At 47.0% G+C, this 20725-nt stretch carries 17 protein-coding genes; 12 read left to right on the forward strand and 5 right to left on the reverse strand.

The window, feature by feature from the left end:
• The first annotated feature begins 12 nt into the window (after window positions 1–12).
• Together ACTJJS_RS00440 and ACTJJS_RS00445 are read left to right on the forward strand one after the other, a co-directional pair.
• Window positions 13–1611 (forward strand): RagB/SusD family nutrient uptake outer membrane protein, encoded by a 1599-nt coding sequence (locus ACTJJS_RS00440; protein ID WP_168869824.1) that lies wholly within the window; start codon window positions 13–15, stop codon window positions 1609–1611.
• A 113-nt stretch (window positions 1612–1724) separates the two neighbouring features.
• Entirely contained in the window at window positions 1725–2210 is a 486-nt protein-coding gene (locus tag ACTJJS_RS00445) for an anthrone oxygenase family protein (RefSeq protein WP_440661979.1), read from the forward strand.
• A gap of 83 nt (window positions 2211–2293) precedes the next feature.
• On the opposite strand, the gene ACTJJS_RS00450 is transcribed toward ACTJJS_RS00445, so the two are convergent.
• Window positions 2294–3397, reverse strand: coding sequence for a TIGR03118 family protein (locus tag ACTJJS_RS00450; protein ID WP_440661981.1), 1104 nt, complete (start codon window positions 3395–3397; stop codon window positions 2294–2296).
• A gap of 378 nt (window positions 3398–3775) precedes the next feature.
• Here ACTJJS_RS00450 and ACTJJS_RS00455 point away from each other — a divergent pair, with 378 nt between their 5' ends.
• The 4 genes from ACTJJS_RS00455 (at window position 3776) to ACTJJS_RS00470 (ending at window position 10102) form a co-directional block, all read left to right on the forward strand.
• Window positions 3776–4744: a dimethylarginine dimethylaminohydrolase family protein gene (locus ACTJJS_RS00455; protein WP_440661982.1), complete on the forward strand. Its 969-nt coding sequence runs from the start codon at window positions 3776–3778 to the stop codon at window positions 4742–4744.
• A gap of 384 nt (window positions 4745–5128) precedes the next feature.
• Window positions 5129–7078 carry an ATP-binding protein gene (locus ACTJJS_RS00460; RefSeq protein WP_440661983.1) on the forward strand — a complete coding sequence of 650 codons (1950 nt, stop codon included), beginning with the start codon at window positions 5129–5131 and terminating at the stop codon, window positions 7076–7078.
• Window positions 7079–7225: 147 nt separating this feature from the next.
• The gene (locus ACTJJS_RS00465) at window positions 7226–8254 is read left to right on the forward strand and encodes an endo alpha-1,4 polygalactosaminidase (RefSeq protein WP_440661985.1); all 1029 of its coding nucleotides are present in this window, start codon (window positions 7226–7228) and stop codon (window positions 8252–8254) included.
• 483 nt (window positions 8255–8737) lie between these two features.
• Window positions 8738–10102, forward strand: coding sequence for a DUF4236 domain-containing protein (locus tag ACTJJS_RS00470; RefSeq protein ID WP_440661986.1), 1365 nt, complete (start codon window positions 8738–8740; stop codon window positions 10100–10102).
• Window positions 10103–10118: 16 nt separating this feature from the next.
• Here ACTJJS_RS00470 and ACTJJS_RS00475 read toward each other — a convergent pair whose 3' ends face one another.
• Together ACTJJS_RS00475 and ACTJJS_RS00480 are read right to left on the reverse strand one after the other, a co-directional pair.
• Entirely contained in the window at window positions 10119–11321 is a 1203-nt protein-coding gene (locus ACTJJS_RS00475; protein ID WP_440661987.1) for an MFS transporter, read from the reverse strand.
• An 11-nt stretch (window positions 11322–11332) separates the two neighbouring features.
• Entirely contained in the window at window positions 11333–12259 is a 927-nt protein-coding gene (locus tag ACTJJS_RS00480; RefSeq protein WP_440661988.1) for an NADP-dependent oxidoreductase, read from the reverse strand.
• Window positions 12260–12346: 87 nt separating this feature from the next.
• Here ACTJJS_RS00480 and ACTJJS_RS00485 point away from each other — a divergent pair, with 87 nt between their 5' ends.
• A complete protein-coding gene (locus ACTJJS_RS00485) occupies window positions 12347–13297 on the forward strand; it encodes a helix-turn-helix domain-containing protein (protein ID WP_440661990.1) in 951 nt (316 codons plus the stop codon).
• Window positions 13298–13315: 18 nt separating this feature from the next.
• On the opposite strand, the gene ACTJJS_RS00490 is transcribed toward ACTJJS_RS00485, so the two are convergent.
• Both ACTJJS_RS00490 and ACTJJS_RS00495 read right to left on the reverse strand, forming a co-directional pair.
• Window positions 13316–14131, reverse strand: coding sequence for an alpha/beta fold hydrolase (locus ACTJJS_RS00490; protein ID WP_440661991.1), 816 nt, complete (start codon window positions 14129–14131; stop codon window positions 13316–13318).
• A 194-nt stretch (window positions 14132–14325) separates the two neighbouring features.
• Window positions 14326–15324, reverse strand: coding sequence for a hypothetical protein (locus tag ACTJJS_RS00495; RefSeq protein WP_440661992.1), 999 nt, complete (start codon window positions 15322–15324; stop codon window positions 14326–14328).
• Window positions 15325–15686: 362 nt separating this feature from the next.
• On the opposite strand from ACTJJS_RS00495, the gene ACTJJS_RS00500 reads away from it, so the two are divergent.
• The 5 genes from ACTJJS_RS00500 to ACTJJS_RS00520 all read left to right on the forward strand — a co-directional run bounded on the left by ACTJJS_RS00500 (window position 15687) and on the right by ACTJJS_RS00520 (window position 20620).
• Window positions 15687–15839 carry a hypothetical protein gene (locus ACTJJS_RS00500; RefSeq protein ID WP_168869812.1) on the forward strand — a complete coding sequence of 51 codons (153 nt, stop codon included), beginning with the start codon at window positions 15687–15689 and terminating at the stop codon, window positions 15837–15839.
• A 102-nt stretch (window positions 15840–15941) separates the two neighbouring features.
• Complete coding sequence (locus ACTJJS_RS00505; RefSeq protein ID WP_440661993.1) at window positions 15942–17588, forward strand: tetratricopeptide repeat protein; 1647 nt, start codon at window positions 15942–15944, stop codon at window positions 17586–17588.
• Between the two features lie 5 nt (window positions 17589–17593).
• Complete coding sequence (locus ACTJJS_RS00510) at window positions 17594–18259, forward strand: response regulator (RefSeq protein WP_168869810.1); 666 nt, start codon at window positions 17594–17596, stop codon at window positions 18257–18259.
• 793 nt (window positions 18260–19052) lie between these two features.
• On the forward strand, window positions 19053–19616 hold the full coding sequence (locus ACTJJS_RS00515) for a hypothetical protein (protein WP_440661994.1): 564 nt from the start codon (window positions 19053–19055) through the stop codon (window positions 19614–19616).
• Between the two features lie 11 nt (window positions 19617–19627).
• Window positions 19628–20620, forward strand: a complete 993-nt coding sequence (locus ACTJJS_RS00520) for a DUF4407 domain-containing protein (protein WP_440661996.1) — start codon at window positions 19628–19630, stop codon at window positions 20618–20620.
• The last annotated feature ends 105 nt before the right edge of the window (window positions 20621–20725 follow it).

The raw sequence follows: 20725 nt of genomic DNA on the forward strand, positions 1-20725 counted from the left end.
AAACTGACAATCATGAAAAAGAAATATATCTATATACCCGCACTGATGGCGATGCTGGCCGGCTGGAGCGCGTGCTCCGAAAATTGGGTGGACACCAAGCCTAACGGCGCGCCTTCCACCGCTTTTTTCTGGCAGAGCGATAATGACCTGCGTAAGGCTACCGCCGCTATGTACGTGGAAATGAAAAATGAATATACCTGGGGCCGTGACCTGTTCTGGGTGCAAGACGCCAGCGATGACCTGATCGTAGGGCGTTCCAAGGCGGATGCTGAAAACATCAAAAACTTCATCCCCAGCGGCCGTGAAGGTTATCTGACCAATGGCTGGCAGATGCTTTACAACATGATGAACAGGGCTAATCAGGCGATTGAAAATATCCCGAAAGCGGTCAACGTATCTGAAGACGTACGTAAACAATCCCTCGGAGAAGCTTATTTCATGCGTGCTTTCGCGCATTTCTGGGTAGCCTATATATATGGCCACAAAGACCAGGGGGTTCCGTTTGACGGGCCTGAAAATCCGGAATTTGGCAAACGTATACCGCCACAACTGGCCTCTGTAACAGACAACTATGCCCAGATCATCAGCGACCTGCAAAAAGCTGCTGACATGCTGCCGCTGTTTGAAACATATAAAGATGGCGACAAAGGCCGTGCGCACAGAGCTGCCGCATGGGGTTATATGGTGAAAGTATACGCATACTGGGCACAGTACGATAAAACCAAATGGCAACTGATACCGGCTTTATGTGATAAAATCCGTGACGAAGGCCACCGCGCACTCATCAGCGGACAAGCCAATAACCGCGAAAACTACCAGGCTGTTTTCCGTGTGGCCAATAACTGGTCTTCCGAATATATCTGGTCTGTTAACTCCAGCATCCAGGGTGGTTCTGAATTTCCGGGTGTAGTACTGGAAAATAAAGGCTGGACCAAATATAACGGATGGGGTTACTTCCAGCCTACAGAAGAACTGTATGATGAATACGAAGCGAACGACCCGCGCAGGGAAGTAACGATCCTGAAATTCGGTGATCCGTTCGTGTATATTGGTCAGTCCAGACAGTATTTCTCTACCAACAGCCTGTCCGGCTTCCAGATCAATAAATACATGGAGCCGTACAGCTACGGTTCCAATGGTGATATGGCCAGCAATACCTTTGCCAGCTCTAACCCCGATTATCCGACCACGGCGCTTAATCTGCCGCTGATGCGTTATGCTGAAATACTGTTGTTTAAAGCGGAAGCGCTGATACAGTTGGGCCGTAATGGTGAAGCCGCCGCACCGCTCAACGAAATACGTGCCCGTGTGGGCCTCACACCAGTGGCCAATCCTACCATGGCCGATCTGAAACATGAACGTCGCGTGGAACTGGCCTGCGAATGGACAGACCGTTTCCATGATCTGAAAAGATGGGGCGACTATGACAAGATCAATGCGCCGCTGCATGGCCGTATCCATGCTAACCGCCAGGACCCTGCTTCTCCCTATACCATCAAGGAAGTTTGGCCTGCGCGTAATTTTAATCCGGCCAAACATATGGCATGGCCTATCAGCCCGGATGAAATTGCCCGCACCAACGGCCTTTACAAACAAACACCCGGCTGGTAATTTCCCGGCTACGATTTCATGATAACAGACAGCGGAATTTTTCCTTTCACAGGAAAAATTCCGCTGTTGTTTTGGCAGGTTGCCTATCTTTATGCATAACCTGATCTGTTACTATGCTATTCTTTCTGTTGCTGATAACGGCCGTTACGGCTGCGCTGATGGGAGGCTTGTTTTACGCCTACTCCTGCTCTGTCAATCCGGGCCTGGGCCGCCTGTCGGATGCCGCTTATCTGGCAGCCATGCAGTCTATCAACCGGGCTATTCTCAATCCGGTATTTTTTATTGGCTTTATAGGACCGGTGTTTTTGCTGCCGCTCAGCACCTGGCTGCTGTTCCGCGAGGGAATGCCGCCGGCGGGCTGGTGGATGCTGGCAGCTACCCTCGCGTACATAGTTGGTGTGTTCGGGGTTACAGGAGGCGGCAATGTGCCGTTGAACAATGCGCTGGACAAGGTGTCGTTGCAGGACGACAGTGCAGCGCTGGCTACGCATCGTGCCCGTTTTGAACGGCCATGGAACCGGCTGAACACCATTCGTACCATATGTGCTGTCGCTACGGTGACGATGGTCATCATTGCCTGCCTGAAATTATCGCTTTAAAATCATGTATGCCGGGCGCAATAATACGCCCGGCTTTTTGCTGACGTTGCGGTTGCTCGTCGCTGTGCTGATATAAGTGGATGTTAGTTTTTCCGGAGATAACCAAACAAACCATGTGACTCATCATCAGGACCTGCGGTGAAGAACAGCTGTCCCGGCGCAGAAGGCACGTTGCTTTCCAGTGCCCACAGGCCTTTTATGATAACCGGACCAGTACCTTTCTGTAACTGTCCGAGGTAAGTTCCTTTGTCACTATATGCATTGATATGTCCATCGCCAAAATTGCCGATGAGGATCACGCCATCGGTCATGCCGGAGCAGCCCTGTGTAATGCCCCATGGTGAATTGAGCGTGCCTTGTGTGGCAAACCTTCTGATAAGGGTGCCGTTAGGCCTGTAGAGGTCCACATATCCGTTGCCAGGACCAGCCTGGTCATCATGTTTATCTGGTTGTTGTTTAGCATAGGTAACGAAAAGCACGCCTTCTATGTTCCGGATATTAAACGGCGCAAAACCGGCAGGGATGGCCGGATCTACAAACGGTTTGGTGGAAACATAATGATAGGCGGAGTCAAACACATCGATGGTGCCATTGTGGAAATTGGTGGCGTAAATGTAGTTTTTGCCACTGTCGCTGGCCAGTGCGATGCCTTTGTAAACAGCATTGAAAGAAGAACGGTTGGCCTGTATTACAGCCGTATCACCTGATGTCCAGGATGCAATGGTGCCGTCTTCTGTGGCAAAAATAAAGTGTGCGCCCTTGAAGCCGGTCGTATTGTTGAATACCTGGCCGGTAGGTGTGCCGGGGCCTTTACCCATTGGTGAAGGGATAAATACCGGTGCTCTCAGGGTAGCGCCGTTTTTGTCGTAAATAACGCTGGAACCGTCGCCATTGGAAGAGATCCAGAAAGCGCCTGTAGGCCCGACTGCAATGCCCCAGGCATTCACGAGGTGCGGATCAATGCGTGCTGCGTCGAAACCCGCTGTGTCAGCCACCAGGTTGGTTTGTTTATAATTTTTGCCCAGACAGTCACATTGGTCGCAGGCATGGAATGGGTCATTCTTATGACAGCTGGTTATTGACAGGATAAAGGTGATGACCGTCATCGCAATACCTGCGCGAATAAATTTTTGGGGTATTCCGGCAGGCTTTTCCACTACCGGCATTTTTTTAAACAATGCGCTCATGTTGATACATTTTTAAATGTGAAAGAATATAACAGGAGAGAAGTGTTGCCGTGCGACAACCTTCGGTGTAAGGGGTTTTCTGCCAGTCTCAGCGATCATCAATGCCAAACACGATGGATACGGTTTCTTTTGGGGAAATTTTTTTCAGGAGGTGAGATGAATAAATAAGGATTAACCAATAAGAAATGTTGCATGAATGTTAAAAAAAATTATAGTGGTGGATGGGTGCGGTTCCCTGCGGCATTCGATTGTTTTGCCACTCATAGATTTTATTTGATGAATCTGTCAGTAAACTGTTAAGCCTTATCCGGAGGTTTAATACGGAATAGTTTTTGCGGCGTTCGCTTCATTGTTTACCCTCCTTAAAAGCTGTCGTCTATGATCTTTGTTGAAAGTGAATTTGCGCCGCTACGTACCGTTGTACTGGCTGAATCAGAATTTGGCATGCCTAAAGTGCAGCGGGAAGAAGACCTGAAATTTCTGACGCCTGAAGCGCGCGCAGACCTGCATTCCAAAACAGGCATGGACTACGGTGACGCCTATCCGCAAAACCAACAGGCGTGGATACAAGAACGGGAAGCCTTTAAAGACGTGCTCCTGAAACATGGGGTGGAAGTGCTGCGCCCGCGGCGTCTTACCGTAGCAGAGAAAAAAGCCGGTGGTGATAACGGCTACGCCAATTTCTTCTCCCGCGATCCTTTCTTTACGGTCGGTAACCTGGTGATAGAAGGATCGATGCGTTTGTTGCACCGCCGGATGGAAGTGCTGCCGATGCGGGACATTATGGTGGAACGCGTGTACCCCGAAACCTGCATCTATGTGGCGGCACCGCGCCCGGAGGTAGCGGCGGCAGATGACGCAACACATGGCCCCGGCCCTTTCATAGAAGGTGGCGATGTGCTGGTGCTGGACAAACATATCTTCGTTGGCAGCTCCGGGCTGGCCTCCAACACACTGGGCGCCCGGTGGCTCGAAAAACTGCTGCAGCCCTACGGCTATACACTGGAGATAGTACGGCTGCAACCGGATATCCTGCACCTGGACTGTGCCCTCGGCCTCATCAAAGACGGATTGATGATAGTATGTGAAGCAGCCTTCAAAGATGGTATCCCCGAAAAACTGCGCTCCTGGGACCGTATCGATGTGACATACACAGAAACCACCAACCTGGCCACCAACGGACTGCCGCTTAGCCCGGAGGTATACGTGACTGATCCGGTGTTCCGGCATATTGGTGATCAGATCGCCCGCCGCGGCATCATAGTGGAATATGTGGATTTCCATATCACCCGAAGCCTGGGCGGCTCTTTCCGGTGCAGTACCCAACCACTGCTACGAAAAAGCTAAAGCAGGCACAGCAGGAAGAAGATGATAGAAAAACCGCATAAAGCGGTTTTTTTATTTCGAAATGCCCTGCCAGTGTGCTTTTTATGTATAATTTCCTGTCTGTTGTGAATGTCTTTCCTGATCATTATATTTGGTAGAGAATGTTCGGGAGACTTACAGATTATTTGTTACCCTTGGTTGATGATGAATTAGAATGGTGAGCACTGTTTTTTAGCACAATAATTTTCTTGAATGCGTTTTTTCCTTGTGTTCTGTGATTGGCAGTTTTACAAAAAGATATGCTATAGGTTGATCCCATTGTTATTTGGTTTATCAGTGGCCTGCAACCATTCGGACCGAGATAATAATGATCATCCGACATTTTTTGAACCGGTTTTCCAGAAGGTGGACACCATAGGGCCCGGGCGGAAGGCAGAGGCTTTCCGCATATTGGATTCTGTTTATGCAGGCTTTCCCAATCCCGGACCAATGGACCTGGTGTGGAAATACCGGTATAAAATGGATTACTACTGGCTTAGTCAAAATGACCGCTTTCATACAAGGTTATATGCGGACAGTATACTACGTGTGTTGTCCGGAAAAACTGACAGGCCGGGGTATGCGGTGGAATACGGTCGTGCATTGATGTACGTGGGCGACATTTGCCGGGATGAAGGAAAGCTGGACAACGCCGTATCGTTGTATTACGAAGGCAAAACGTTTATCCAACGCACCAGTGATACCTGCGCCATGGGGGAATATAGCCTGAGAATGGCCATGGTATATTACCGGCAGGGGAAATATCATCTCGCCATTCCTTATTTCAGGGAAATGTTTTCGGAGCTGTCGGCCTGTAATGCGAAGCCGTTTTATCGCTTTTGTTATCAACAGGGCCAGCTGGATAATATCGGGTTGTGCTTTGATCACCTGGACCAGAAGGACAGTGCCATGTATTACTACGACAGCGCCATGCGCTATATACGGCATTACAAAGCGCCTTTCATGAAATTGCCCAACCAGATTATTTACACCATGGCCGCCGAAGCGGTGGTCATAGGGAACAAGGGAAGCTTGTTATTGCGGACCGGCGACACAGTGGCAGGAGAAAAACTGTTGAATGAAAGTATCCGGATCAATCTCCAGGAAGGTACGGAGTTCGGGGATGCACTGAAGACGATGGGTAAACTGATTAAACTACAACTCGCGCAAAAAAGGTTCTCCGAAGCGCAGCAGGGATTGCTGAAAATGAAAGCCATCCTGGATTCTGTACCTGTTACTGCAGCAGAACTGTCGTGGCGGGAATTACAATCGGAGTTTAACGAAGCTACCGGAGACCATCAGAAGGCATTGGCATTCCTGAGAAGCTATCAACAAATGAAAGATTCACTGGCATCCCTGGAGAATCCTTTCCAGGCACTGGATATCAATACTCAGTTTAATTATCTGTCCGGTGAGATGGAACTGGACCTGCTGAAAAAGCAGAATGAAATCAAAAATATCTACCTGAGCGTCATGTTGCTCCTCACGCTGATGGTGATCATCATTGGTGTTCTTATCTGGCAATATTCGAAACGTTCCAAAAAACAGGCGGCCAAACTGGAAAGCCTTAACAGGGTTGTCACCCGGCAAAACGAACATCTCGAAAAAAGCCTGCGGGCGCTGGAACACAGCCAGCAGGATAATACCCGCATGCTCAAAATTGTGGCGCATGACCTTCGTAACCCCGTTGGCAATATGATTTCCATGGCCGACTTTCTGCAGAATTATGGGAACGTTACCGCCGGGGAACATAATGAAGCGTTGCAACTTATCCAACAGTCCGGCCACATGGCACTGGAGCTGATCAGTAACCTGCTGTACATGAACATACGGGGAGATATCAGGAAAGAGCAGGTGGAGGTAGACGTGGCCCTGCGCTATTGTGTCGATCTGATAAAAACAAAAGCAAACGAAAAACAGCAACAGATCATCGTTCATCTTTTCCAGGCCACCGTCTGGGCCAGCCGCGAAAAAATATGGCGCGTGTTTTCCAACCTGATTACCAATGCTGTAAAGTTCAGTCCTGTAGGCGGCATTGTGGAGGTGGCCATGCAGATGGTGGATGGCGTGGTACGCATCACCGTGCGGGATAATGGCATCGGTATACCTGACACCCTGAAGGGAAGCATTTTTAACCTCTCACAAGATGTAAAACGCCGCGGTACCATGGGCGAAGAGTCTTTTGGGTTCGGGCTGGCAATCTCCAAACAGATTGTGGATGCCCACGGCGGCCGGATATGGTTTGAAAGTGAGGAGGGAAAGGGCACAGAATTTATCGTAGAGCTGGAAAAGTACAATGAAGTAAATCATCATTAAGCCGCAGGAATTTTGGAATATAACCCGGACGCCTATATGCAGATAATAATCACTATTGTTGTCGTGTTGAAAATAATATGATGATACAACAGAGGGTTTTTTATGTTTTCCCGTTATATATCCGGAAAACCTAAAAACCCTTACACCATGCGTTTATTTTGTAGTATCCTCACCTTTGCCATGATGGGCGTTTTAAGCCTTTCGTCCTGCAGCAAAAAAGAACAATCAGACAACGACAACAAAACTGTCAGTAAAACATCTCCCAAAGCCAGTACGGAACAGATCAACTACGGGCAGGAATTACGCACCTTTATCCAGGACATCAGCAGCTGGGCGCGGACACGTAAACCCGGCTTTATCGTAGTGGCGCAAAACAGCACGGAACTGTTGACCACCACCGGCGACACTTCTGACCCGATCGTGCCTGAATACCTTAACGCCCTCAATGGTATTGGCAGGGAAGAACTGTATTACGGCTATGAGAATCACGACAATGCCACTACGCCTGCTGCTGTTACCAAAGAATGGGTAAGATTTGGTAAACGTGCTACGGCCAATCACCTGACGGTGCTTGTCACCGACTATTGCGACCAGGCACCCCTGATAGCCGCTTCTTATCAGAAAAATGAAGCGAACGGGTTTATTTCCTTTGCCACCGGCAGCCGTCAGCTGCAAACCATTCCGGCCGGTGCGCCCAACCATGAAAATGCCAACAACATCAACACGCTGGCAGACGCCAAAAATTTCCTTTACCTGATCTCTCCCGATGACCAGTATCTCAACAAACTGAAAGCGACCAACTATGATGTGTTGGTAATTGACGCTTTCCAGCCTGATAAAAAGATCACCTGGACCCCCGCGCAGATCAATTCTCTCAAAGTGAAAAAGAATGGCGGCAAACGCCTGGTACTGGCTTATATGAGCATGGGACAGGCAGAAGACTACCGCTGGTACTGGAAACCAGAATGGAACGACAAACATCCGGCCTGGATGGCAGAACTGGACCCTGAATGGGAAGGCAACTATTACGTTCGCTACTGGATGCCTGAATGGAAGGCGTATATCTATGGTAACGCAGACTCCTATACGCAAAAGATACTCGACGCCGGTTTCGACGGCACCTATCTCGATCCGGTAGACGCTTCTTCCTACTGGGAAAATCCCGTGTCCAAATAATAACCGAATCTTCTTAAGTGGCTAACTGACAGCATATGTTGTCAGTTAGCCACTTTTTTATTTGCGACGCTGTCATCTTCGGCATTTAAGCACGGTTTCCCGTAAAAAAGGGTGTTTTTCATCATTTAATTTTGATCGGAAATCAATGATAATAAATGGTGTTTTATGAAGTTAATGGAATCGCAATGGACTTTTATGAAGTCTAAATACTATGTATCCGTAATGCAGCAGGCTCATGGTAATCATGAAGTTCATCATGAAACCTGTCGCGTACTTCCTGAGCCGCCATACAGAATATTAATCGGAGAATTCTATAACTGCCAGGACGCTGTCAGAGCGGCCCGGAAAATCTTTTTGGCATCAGACGGCTGTAAGATCTGTTCGCTGCCATGTCATTCACGATAGTACCCTTTCCTTCCGCCATTTTAAGGATCGTGCATGTTTTTTTCACCAAACCTTTTATCAGCGTAAAAATTATTTGTTATGGGATGGTCATTCCGTAAATCTGTCAGCGCCGGGCCGTTTAGAATGAATTTTTCTAAAAGCGGTATTAGTTATTCAATGGGCGTAAAAGGCGCCCGCATTAACACAGGGCCCCGGGGAACATACGTGAGCCTGAGTGCTTACGGCATCAGTTACAGGCAAAAGATATCGGGGCCTGCTCCTTTGCCTTCGCCAGTTGCTGACAGATCATCGGGCAATGCAGATAATAACATCGCTTCCGCACCGGTAGAAGAACTGACCGACACAGATTCGCAGGCATTCATTACAGAGTTGAACCGCAAGTGTGCGCAGGTGTCCTATGCCAAAGGCATAAAGTTGCCAATGTTGCTGATACTGATTGCCCTGTTGTTTACATCCTGGGGTACGCGGGAACGAATTGTTCAGCCGGCGGCAGATACCGTTTTTGTAAGGATACAGGCATTTAATGGCGCTAATATCCGGCAGGCCCCCAATGTAAAATCCAGGATTATCCAGACGGCCGCCTATGATCAAAAATATACATTGCTGGATACCGCTAATCCACAATGGCTCAAAGTAGGAGTATCCGACTCTGCCGGATATGTTAACCGGGACCTGGCTGAAATTAACCATCTGTCTTATAAAGAAGTAAAAGAGGAGGAACGGTACCTGGTGAATAACTATCTGGGATATGAAATTGTGCTGTGGGTGGTCGTTTTTGTGTTGCTTGTTCGCTGGTTAAAAAAGGTAGATAAAAAGAGGTTTACTATGGAACTGCATTATGATATGGATGATAAATACCAGCAGGTGTATCAGCAATTCAGGGAACACTTTATTACTTTTTTACAGTCTTCAAAAATCTGGCAATATCTGAATGCTCAGGCTACCAATGATTATAAACGAAATGCCGGGGCTGGTAAGCTCATCAGGCGGATAAGCGTACGACGGCTGTCTGAAAATAAAGTGCCGGCCCCTTATTTTATTACGAATGTATCCATTCCCTGTATCTCGCTCTATAATATGGAATTGTATTTTTTACCCGAACGGCTGTTGATTAAGCGCGGAAATACTTTCGCCGCAGTATTTTATAAGAACCTGCGTATTACAGGGCATGACACCAATTTCATTGAATCAGAACCGCTGCCGCGGGATGCGAGGGTGATTGACTACACCTGGCAATATGTCAATAAATCCGGGGGGCCGGACAGGCGTTTTAATAACAACCGTAAACTCCCTGTATGTCTTTATTCGCAATATACGTTTACCTCAGATACAGGTTTTTTCGAGATCATCGCTACTTCTAAACTGTCCGCTATGGATGATTTTGCAGGTTTCGTGCTGAAAATAGGCGCCTTGCAAAACAGGATGGGGGCTTGTTATCAATGATAAGACCCTGCCTGGTTTACAAGCGATAAAGTCGTGAGCCTGCCTGTCTGCTGGTATAAATAAAAATAGCCGAGAGAATAAAAGCGGTAGCTGTTGCATACAACCACCCTGCACTGTAGTAGTAGATGACCCCGCCGCCAAGGGGGACCAATATGTTGGTGAGCGATTGCAGGCTTTGGTTTACGCCCTGCAGTTTCCCCTGTTGTGTTTCATCAGCAGTTTCGGAAAGCCTCCCGGTATAGGTAGGTTCAAATAGTCCTTCTCCTGAGATAATAAAGATAACCGCCAGTGCAATCAATATCACGGCGTGTACATATACGCCGGATAAGATCAATGCCAGACCCGCACCTAACAAAAGCAGACCCCATATGCCGATCTGTTTTGGAGGGAAGCGTTTCAGCAAATGAGGCAACAGCACCGCACGGACTAAAATTTCGCAAACGCCGACCAACGTCAGTAAACTGCCGATCAGTGTAGGCGTCCACAGGTATACGTCTTTGAGGAAAAGTGTGAAATTGAACTGGAAGATACCCAGGCCCATATAGAACAATATGCCTATGCCTAACAGTATTGCAACGCCCTTCATGCTAAAAATGTTGTTGAAATGGGAAAACACATTAAAACTGTTGAGTGAAACATGCTGCGTTCTTTTATGGGATGGGAGTGATTCCGGCAGTAGGAAATGGACCAGCAATGCGGAAGCGAATATCAAAAACGCCGTAATATAAAACGGCAGTGCGATCGATATGCTGCCCAACAGCCCACCTAATGCCGGTCCTCCGATCTTCCCGATCCCCATGACAGAGCCTACATAGCCAAACCATTTCGTACGCTCTTTCGGGTCTGTTGTGTCTGAGATGTAGGAGAATATGGTGCTGATATTGCCGGCAGTGAGCCCGTCAATGAGGCGGCCAAGAAATAGGACCCACAGGGACCCGCCAATACCGAACAGCACAAAGCCTACGGCCGATCCCAGCAGGCTGATGATCAGAATAATTTTCCGGCCGTACCGGTCGCTTAACGCGCCCAGTACGGGAGCGGCAAAAAAGGTGCTGGCAGCATATATGGACAACAATGTGCTCATGCCCACTACTACCTGTTGCCCGGGTAGGTATTTACCAACCAGAAACGGTAGTAGCGGCAGCACTATGGAAAATCCTATTGAGTTTAACAAAACAATCGCCAGCAGGATGTATAGAGGTATTTTATTGGGTTTCATGAGTAGCGGTATTAGTTGATAACGATGACCAGTTTTCCCCTCATCCGTTTCTGTGAACTGATGGTTAGGGCTTTGACGGTTTCTTCCAGCGGGAAGACTGCCTGTATATGCAGCTGGTATTGTCCTTTTGCATACAGGTCCGCAATTTCAGAGAGCACCCGGTGGACATGTCTTGGCGGGCCGGCTGAAAAGCGCGCTCCGTGAGCTACGGCAGAGAAGTCGGTCACCGATACCACATTGGATGGATTATCCACAATGTCGATCAGTTCAGGGATAATGCCTGAGCCGGCGATGTCCAGCGCTCCGGCAATGCCGTTGGGCGCAAGTGCTTTTACGCGGTCTTTCAGGCCGTCACCGTAAGTGGTGGGGATAGCACCCAGTGTGCGCAGATAGTCCTGGTTGCCGCTACTGGCGGTGCCAATTACCTGTAGCCCCCGTCTGCGCGCCAGTTGCACTACTGCAGAACCAATTCCACCTGCGGCGCCACTCACCAGGATAGTGCTGCCCGGAGCGGCATTTAAATCGTCCAGGCAACGCCATGCCGTTTCTGAGACAACGGGAATAGCGCCTGCCACTTCAAAAGGAACGCCTTCGGGCTTTTTTACCCAGTGTGATAAAAGGGCATATTCGGCCATTGTACTGTTGCCATAGCCCAAAACGGTATCGCCTATACGGACATCAACTACCCCTGCTCCAATTGCTTCCACGATGCCGGCCGCTTCCACGCCAACTCCGGATGGAAAAACCACTTCTTCAAAATCTCTGTATTGCCCTTCCATACGTTTCCAGTCAGATGGATTAACACTGGCAGCGCGGACTTTTATGCGTACCTGTCCCGTTGAAGGTTCGGGTTTGGGAATGTGAACGGTTTGGAGAACGGCTGCTGGTGTGCCATACACCTGGTACTGCATAGCTTTCATCAGAATGTTTGTATTCATGTCTACTGTATTTAATGATTCGATAGGGCAAAGTTGAATCATTAATCAGGGATAAAATAGCTATATTTAGCTATAAAATAGTCGTAAATGACAAAAGTAAAATCTGGCAACAATGTGACGCCACCGGTTTTTTTCCGGTTGGCCAAACTATGGGGCGCAAAGGTGAAGAATGGAAGGGTAGACATTCCTGCCTCTTATGGGAAGGGATATTTTGCCGGTTGTGTGTTCAATGAGAATATCCGGATGCTTATTCTTGACTATAAGCTGAAGGAGGAAGTGACCATCGAAAATCCCGAAATTAATACCCCTGGCAAAACGATACTCTTCAAATTTCAACATATCCATTCAGGCCTGTCGTCAAAACAAAGCCCGTCTGTACTGATAGCTACCAGCCGGTTTAATACCGATGAAGTGATTTCTATCCAGGAAGATACTTCTTCCGTTAATATTGAAGTCACTTCACCCTATTTAGAAGCGCTATTTACGCTCTCCCAAAAATCGCCGGTTTTACAGAGTTTATCCCAGAATACGCAGCCACTGTTATTTGAGCAGCTGATATCACCGGGCATTCAGAAAATTCTTGATGAAATCGTTTCCGAAGCGATAGATGAGCAATTTAAATGGGTTTTCAGGAAAATTAAAGCAGAGGAGCTGATATGCATGCTGCTTATGAAGCTGGAAGAAAGGCAGGAGACGCAGCTGCATCCCCTGAAAGGAAAAGATGTGCAAGCCATTTATAACATCAGGAAACGTATCCTTGAAAATATTGATGAGCCACCTGTAATGAAAGATCTGGCAATTGAAGCCAATATGAGCGCCACTAAATTAAGGACGCTGTTCAAACAAATTTTCGGCGACAGTATTTTTGAACATTACCAGCAACACAGAATGAAAGAAGCCGTGCGACTGTTGAGAGAAGAAGGGCTTTCTGTTTCAGAAGCTGGGTATCGATTGGGTTTTTCTAACCTGAGCCATTTTACAAGAGTGTTTGAAGCGCATATCGGGATGAAGCCGAAGAAGTTTTCGGCTACCCGATAGCGTTTTCTTTTATGTATGCTATTGCAAAAAATTGTTCAGGTAGGCTGAAATGATGGCCGTCTCGTTCATCAGGCTCACATGCCCCTGTCCGGGCATAATGGCCAGTTGCGATTTCGGTGTTGCTCCCAGATCTGTAGTTACAGCGCCTCCCAGTAATTGGAATGTTTTTACCAGCTCTATTTTATCCAGTCCGTCATTGTCGCCTGCAATGATTAATACCGGCGCGGTGATCTTCGAGATATTGTCGTCTCCCAGGTCAAACGGTGTTCTGGCGGAGGCAATCATTTGCTCCAAAAAGGGTATCCATTTTGTTTTATCCGGCGCTACTGCGTCGTAGGCGGTTTTCATAGGCGTATTTGCGAAAAACTCAGGTTTCATATTTTTAAACCCGTTCGTCACTTCCGGCAGCCAGCCGCTGGTTTTATAGGAAGCAGAAATGATGACTAATTTTCTCAGCCGTTTAGGGCTTTGTATGGCAAACTGATAGGCCACTTTGCCGCCAAAGCTGTACCCTGCTATGTCTGCACTGTCAATTTTCAGGTAGTCCATTACGCCTGCCACATCACTTGCCAGGGTGGCCAGCGATAATTGCCTGTCTGAAAATTCCGTATGCCCATGTCCCTGGAGCTCAACGGCAATTACTTTCCGGGATTTTGACAGTTCCGGGATTAACCGGCCCCAGTTCAGATCGATGGTCATATAAGCACCATGGAGTAGAATGACAGGTTTGCCTTCGCCATATACTTCATAATACACTTTGATGCCGTTGACAGGAGCGTAGCCACTTTCAATGGCTTTGACATGTTGCCCGTCGGATTGAGATGCGGTAAACATAATGATCGTAATTAGGAGTATTGATTTAAAAACATGGAGCGTTTGCATAACGCATTAGATTTAGTTTGATTTTTTATCGACAGTACAAAGATGTAATTCATTTCCGTATTCGATACTGTGTGGAAACGACAATTTTGGGGGGTAATCCCGGCGAAAATGATCATCTGCAGAAAAGGGGGGATGCTCCTCCCTTATTACTGTTTGGCGCTCACGCCCGAAAGGATATGTACCGTGATTATGTAGGGGGTAATTGGCCTCAGCTGATAACCGGACATCACCGGATGTTCGCCCGCCAACGTATAGTATTCCATTTTCCCTTTTATTTTAGAATACCATACTTTTCCTACCGCCTGATAGGTGATAGTGTCCGGGGTGTTTATCTTCCGGAAGTATTTCAACTTCATTGAATCCACCGGTATGATCGTCGTATTCGGTAATTTCTTATTACAGGCGATAGGCTCATAATGGTCTTCGAGCCAGTACATGCATGCCCCCGACCCGGGCATCGGATTGCTTTCCTTCCACCACCACATGCCACCGGTACCTACTACCAGCGATAACATTATTGCGGCGGCCAGCTTTTTCACAGACTTCTCCCTTGTTTTTTGAGCATCTGTTCCCACATCCACATCTTTACGCTCTTTTACGCCAGGATCACCGGCGGGAATTACCGGATTTTCCGGATTTTCCGGAATGGCCGGATTTTCCGTTGGTAGATGGTCTTCAGTTGCTACCAGCCTGAGCGGAGTGTCAGCTGCCATTACCGTATCTCTTGTTGCCGGGCTGACATCCTGTAATGCCGGGCCGTGATCCGTGTCGTCATCTCCGGAAACCGTTTTCCCCATTTCCCATGGCCTGCCGGAAAAGTCAATCAGCCAGGCCAGCAGCTCAACGTTCTTCTCAACGGGCTTTTCAGATTTCCCTTTCAGAAAATTCACCAGCGGCCTGAACTTGTCTGTGTCACATTTCTGCATGAGTAAGTGGCAGCTTTTCGACTCATTCAGGTCTCCACAGAAATCCCGGATGATCTTTTCATCCCGCTTATTTACTTGTTGGGTGCATTTTTTTACACATTCTTCTTTGAGGTTCCCGGGCGTGAGGTGTATCAGGCCGAGGGGGAGGGTATTGTTTGCCCTTTTTCGTTCGTATGCCTGCCGGACCAGTTGCTGGTAGTCAACAAAAAGTGTCGCCATAAATGAAATTATAAAACTGAATAATCGGAATTAAACCCGCATTCCCGGAATTATAAATGGAATGCCAGGAATTACTGGAATTATTGGAATTGTTTGTAAATCAACCACTTACCTCGATCTATCTTTGTTTTGCAATCGGGTAACACCTCCTTAGCTAAGAGGTTTTCTGTACAGGCCCGATCCGCACCGGGAAAAGAAAGCGGAAGCCGGTTACCGGCCTGGGAAGCGATCATCAGCTTCCGTAATCCTCACCCACTCCTTCCCAAAAAGCAAGAAGCGCTTCTTCACTGACCCGAAACCACGCTGCCGGCGGCTCCGGCAACCGGCAGCCTATTGCCCAAACAATTCAAAAAACTAAAACAATGTTTAATATCATAATAAGCCTATTCCTGGCATTCCTGAATCCTGCCCATTCCAATAACAGTCATCCTAACAATGGCGAACAGGTCACTACTTTGGACGATACCGGCGGAGAAACCGGGACCATTCCTCCAAGGAAACCCAACACTCCCTGATCACCCGTGAGGCAAGAATTTTCTTGCCTCACTTTTTTTATATACCTGATAATAATTCTTCAAAATGGAGAAATTTGATATTTTTAAGAGAAATAACCCTTTGTGCGTCCCTCGTCTGTCATTCTGCCCATATTCCTGTTTGGACTTTTAGCCTGCACATCCAACCGGCGGCATCCGCAACGCATTTCAGCACCCACGTTGGAAAAAGGAGAATCATATTTCAATAAAAATAACGACTCCGCCTTCTATTATTTTAATCTCGTGGCAACGACCGCCACCGACAGCCTGGAAATCGCCATGGCCTACACTTATATGGGAATCATCCAGGCATATGAGGGAGACCAGTATGGTGGCCAGGAAAGTCTGTTGAAATCCCTTGCCTATCTCAATGAACACAAGAAGAAAGACCAGGAATGCCTATGCTCAAATTATCATGAGTTGGGCAATATCTGTCTTGATCTTAAAAACTACGAAGCAGCTATCGACTATTATCGTAAAGCGCTTAAATATATAGATGAGACAGGTGATGAAACCATTGCTTTAAACGGTATAGCGCTTACTTACCAAAAAAAGGGCGACTATGACCAGGCTATCGACATATACAAATCCCTGCTGGCAAAGAGTAAGGGCCGGAAAAGGGAATATGCCCGGGTACTTTCCAACTACGCCAAAACCAAATGGCTGAAAGATTCCACTTATCCCGCAGGACCAGAGCTGCAACGTGCATTGCAAATTCGCAGGGATTCAAACGACATCAGGGGACTTAATGCCAGCTACGCACATTTGTCGGACTATTACTCGTTGTCCGCACCTGATTCAGCACTTTATTATGCCGGCAAAAGATACGATGCCGCGAGGGAAATGAACAGCCCGGATGACGAAGTGGAAGCCCTGTCAAAACTTATTACACTTAGTCCTGCTAATTTGTTGAAACCCTATTTTGTCCGCTACCAATACCTGACCGACAGTATCCAAACGGCAAAGAACGCAGCCAAGAACCAATTTGCCTTAATCCGGTACGAAGCCGCGAAAAATAAAGCCGATAATCTCCAGCTGCAAAAGGATAATGCACAAAGGAAAACCCAGTTGGCACTAACCATCCTGTTCTTCACTATCGCCGGGTTTGTTTTGGTCGTTCGGTATCGCCGGCGCCGGCAACAGATAGAGTTTGCATCCCGGCAGGCGATACAGGAGCATCAGCTTAAAACCTCCCAGAAAGTGCATGACGTGGTGGCAAATGGCTTGTACCGCATCATGACAGACCTTGAATACAAACCGGCGTTAGACAAGGAGGTGCTGATTGATAAGATTGAGGAGCTGTATGAGCGGTCCCGCGACATCTCCTACGAACCCTCCACCACATCAACGGTGCCTTTTCATGATAAAATTGAGGACTTGCTGGAGTCCTTCGCCTCGGAACGCATCAAGGTGCTGATTTTTGGCAACAGTGCTGCGCTCTGGGACCGCGTCAATGCACAAACACAACACGAATTGGAACATGTTCTGCAGGAATTGATGGTCAATATGAAAAAACATAGCCAGGCCAGTTCCGTACTAATAAAGTTCGAGTATCAAAACGACCAGGTCCAAATCCATTATACCGATGATGGCGTTGGTATTTCTCCGCAAGTTACATACGGGATCGGATGGAGGAATACGGAAAACCGTATTAAAAAAATTAGCGGGAAATATACATTTGAGCGTCCCGAAAGAGGATTAAAAATTCATATTTCTTTCCCAATAGCTTAGTTCACATGATTACAAAGGTACTTATTGCTGAAGATCACGAGAGCGCCAATATTTCCGTACAGAAAACGCTGGAAGAACTGGCCATTACCAACATAGCATACGCCTATTATTGTGATGATGCTTTGAATAAGATCATGCAGGCGGTGAATGCCGGCAGCTCTTTCGATCTGCTTATTACAGATCTGTATTTTGAACCGGATGGTCATAAGCAGGCATTGGCCGGTGGTATAGACCTAATTGCCGCTGCCCGGAAAGTACAGCCAGACCTGAATATCCTGGTTTTTTCGGCAGAAAACAGGCCTACTGCCATTGATCAGCTTTACAGTAACCTTGAAATCGACGGTTTTGTGCGCAAAGCCCGCCATGACGCCCGCGAACTAAAAGAAGCCATCCATGAAATTGCCCGTCGCAGGCGTTATTTCCCGCGTCATGTCAGACAGCTGGTCGATAAAAAGAACACCTACTCATTTTCCGATGTTGATATCACGATCATAAAACTGCTGGCGCAGGGAATGTTGCAGAAGGACATCCCTGTATATCTTCAGCGTAAAGGAATCACACCATCAGGATTAAGCAGCATAGAAAAAAAACTCAGTCAGATGAAATCTGTATTGGGCTTTACCAAAAACGAGCAACTGGTGGCGTATTGCAAGGATATAGGCGCTATATAAGCCAGCTGAAATTTAGAAGAAAGCATCACATTACGGTTTCCCGTAAGAAAAGAAGGTTGGCGGAATATACTTTTGTTTCATAAGCTTAAAAGAAAAACTATGAAGCAATTCTTTTCCCCTGAATCCGCCCTGTCATGAAACTCCTATATGCCTGGCTGCTCATCAGCCAAGTCCACTGCAATCAAATAATGGTATATGTCTGCGACAGCAGAAGCGCAACAAGATATCATTATAAATCAACCTGCCGTGGGCTCAGCAATTGTAAACATCAGATCATTCGTATTTCCCTTGAGGAGGCAATGGCAGACAGAACGCTTTGTAAATGGGAGCGATGAGTGGACTGCATTCGAATCATTTCCTTAAAATCCATTTTATATTGTTATGACAACTCCAAATGATCCACCGTATAAATATTTGCAGTTTAAAGGAGACCAGTCTTACAGGAGATATATTCAAAGGGATGTACCCGCAAATTCTCCTCCGGCAAGATCTCAGGAGGAAAGGCTGCTAAATGTTAAATCCCATGGCAGTTACGGTGCCCTTTTGTTTCACCCTGACTGGAAGGCAAAAAGGAAGGAAATTCTGCACCGTGATAACCACCGCTGCGTGCATTGCAATAGCGATAAAGACTTACAGGTACACCACCGGCAATATCACTTCATAAAAAACAAGCAACAGTTCCGCCTTCCATGGGACTATCCCGGTCATCTACTTATCACGCTTTGTGAATCCTGTCATCATAAAGGGCATAATAAATATAAGGTGCCGACAATCACTATTTAATAAAAATGGTATGAGCTTATTTGATATTTTCAACCGTAAACGCCAAAATGGGCATACGCATGCCATGGCCTCCGGAAACGCGATTCCGGACATTCCGGAAAGTACTTTCATCGAGAAAGATGCATCCGGACAAGAACATCCTGATGAGAACACTGCAACGCCGCTCATCGGCGGAATACATGTTTTATACGAATTTCTCGACAAAAATTATGAGTCCAAGGGATATAATGATGCGTTGATAAATCCTGACGCCACCCACCTGGACCAAAACGTGACAGCGTTGAAGAATGACCTGGAAAGGGCTATACGAAAGGTGAAAACATTTTACGAAGATTTTATCCGGCAGATCAATTTTCATATATCCAGCAGGAGCAGAAGCGGTATGGTAGATACAGTAGAGGAGTTGATCGTTAAGAAGGAAATAGCAGAAAGCCATATCATCCAGGTCAAAGAAATCGAAGCGCAGGCGAAGCTGAACGAGGGCGTCGGGCATAGCATCATTATTAGCTATACACGTGGCTTTAGGAATGGACTGGCTGCCATTTCAAGTCATATCATGCTGAATAAATTTTAAAATCAGGCGTTATGAAACATCTATGGGTCCGTTTTGGCTGCTTCATGACAGGATACAACTATAATATCCTGCGAAACTGTAGCGAAGCTGCTTTTAAATCCGTAAAGAAGTATACGGCAGCTATGCTGATTGTTTGTATTCTGTGGTTTTTTATTGGATTTACTTTTGCGCATCGTTACCTGTCGCTGTCTTTGCCGGGTTGCCTGTTGGCGGGCATGCTTGCGACCATCATCATTATACAGGTTGAAAAACAAATCGTGTTATCCATCAATCCGGGCAAGCTATTGCTGATTTTCAGAGGTTGCCTGGCTTTTATGATGTCCATTCTGGGTGCTGTGATCATCGATCAGATATTGTTCGAGAAAGACATTGAGATCGAGAAGATCTCTTATATATCGGGAAAAGTAGACAGGATATTACCCTCAAAAACAGAAGAGCTAAGAAAGCAGATTGCCACCTTGGACACCACGATCAGTAAAAAAGAACAGGAAAGAAATAACTACATCGAAGATATTACTAAACACCCAACGACAACTGCCACCACCACGCAAACAGCAACGAGGCGGGTGCCGGTGCAGACAGTCACCGCTACCGGCAGGGACACCACCACTTGGAAGACGGTAAATGATATTACTGTCGCGTCTACGCCGTTGCCCAATCCCAAAATAGCATTGCTGTTGCCTCTTGACTCTACCATAGGGGCCATGAGGCAACAGAAAGCCCAAAAAGAGAATGAACTGCTACATATCAGGCCTGCCCTTGAAAAAGAGATGAAAGCCAGCACCGGGTTCCTGGATGAGTTGACGATCATGAAGCAGCTGTTGTCCGCATCGTATGTTGCATTGGGTTTCTGGTTCCTGTGGATTCTCTTTTTCCTGTTTATAGAACTGCTGGTCTTGTTTAGTAAGATGGGCGACAGGGGGAATGACTATGAGAAAGTGGTGTTGCACCATATGAACCTGCAGATGCGGCGGTTGGATGCGCTTGGGAAAAAGTTTGAGTGAAAAGTTTGGATACATACGCGTTATGGAATCTTATTAGGTTGTTTACCTCAAAAAAAATATTATGAAAGGGTTATACTCGTTTATACGTCATGGTTATATAATACT

The organism is Chitinophaga sp. 22308, assembly GCF_052045305.1.
Taxonomy (GTDB): domain Bacteria; phylum Bacteroidota; class Bacteroidia; order Chitinophagales; family Chitinophagaceae; genus Chitinophaga; species Chitinophaga varians_A.

Coding starts and splice junctions, on each gene's coding strand:
- ACTJJS_RS00440 (WP_168869824.1), top strand. CDS start 13: ATGAAAAAGAAATATATCTATATACCCGCACTGATGGCGATGCTGGCC.
- ACTJJS_RS00445 (WP_440661979.1), top strand. CDS start 1,725: ATGCTATTCTTTCTGTTGCTGATAACGGCCGTTACGGCTGCGCTGATG.
- ACTJJS_RS00450 (WP_440661981.1), bottom strand. CDS start 3,397: ATGAGCGCATTGTTTAAAAAAATGCCGGTAGTGGAAAAGCCTGCCGGA.
- ACTJJS_RS00455 (WP_440661982.1), top strand. CDS start 3,776: ATGATCTTTGTTGAAAGTGAATTTGCGCCGCTACGTACCGTTGTACTG.
- ACTJJS_RS00465 (WP_440661985.1), top strand. CDS start 7,226: ATGCGTTTATTTTGTAGTATCCTCACCTTTGCCATGATGGGCGTTTTA.
- ACTJJS_RS00470 (WP_440661986.1), top strand. CDS start 8,738: ATGGGATGGTCATTCCGTAAATCTGTCAGCGCCGGGCCGTTTAGAATG.
- ACTJJS_RS00475 (WP_440661987.1), bottom strand. CDS start 11,321: ATGAAACCCAATAAAATACCTCTATACATCCTGCTGGCGATTGTTTTG.
- ACTJJS_RS00480 (WP_440661988.1), bottom strand. CDS start 12,259: ATGAATACAAACATTCTGATGAAAGCTATGCAGTACCAGGTGTATGGC.
- ACTJJS_RS00485 (WP_440661990.1), top strand. CDS start 12,347: ATGACAAAAGTAAAATCTGGCAACAATGTGACGCCACCGGTTTTTTTC.
- ACTJJS_RS00490 (WP_440661991.1), bottom strand. CDS start 14,131: ATGTTTACCGCATCTCAATCCGACGGGCAACATGTCAAAGCCATTGAA.
- ACTJJS_RS00495 (WP_440661992.1), bottom strand. CDS start 15,324: ATGGCGACACTTTTTGTTGACTACCAGCAACTGGTCCGGCAGGCATAC.
- ACTJJS_RS00500 (WP_168869812.1), top strand. CDS start 15,687: ATGTTTAATATCATAATAAGCCTATTCCTGGCATTCCTGAATCCTGCC.
- ACTJJS_RS00510 (WP_168869810.1), top strand. CDS start 17,594: ATGATTACAAAGGTACTTATTGCTGAAGATCACGAGAGCGCCAATATT.
- ACTJJS_RS00515 (WP_440661994.1), top strand. CDS start 19,053: ATGAGCTTATTTGATATTTTCAACCGTAAACGCCAAAATGGGCATACG.
- ACTJJS_RS00520 (WP_440661996.1), top strand. CDS start 19,628: ATGAAACATCTATGGGTCCGTTTTGGCTGCTTCATGACAGGATACAAC.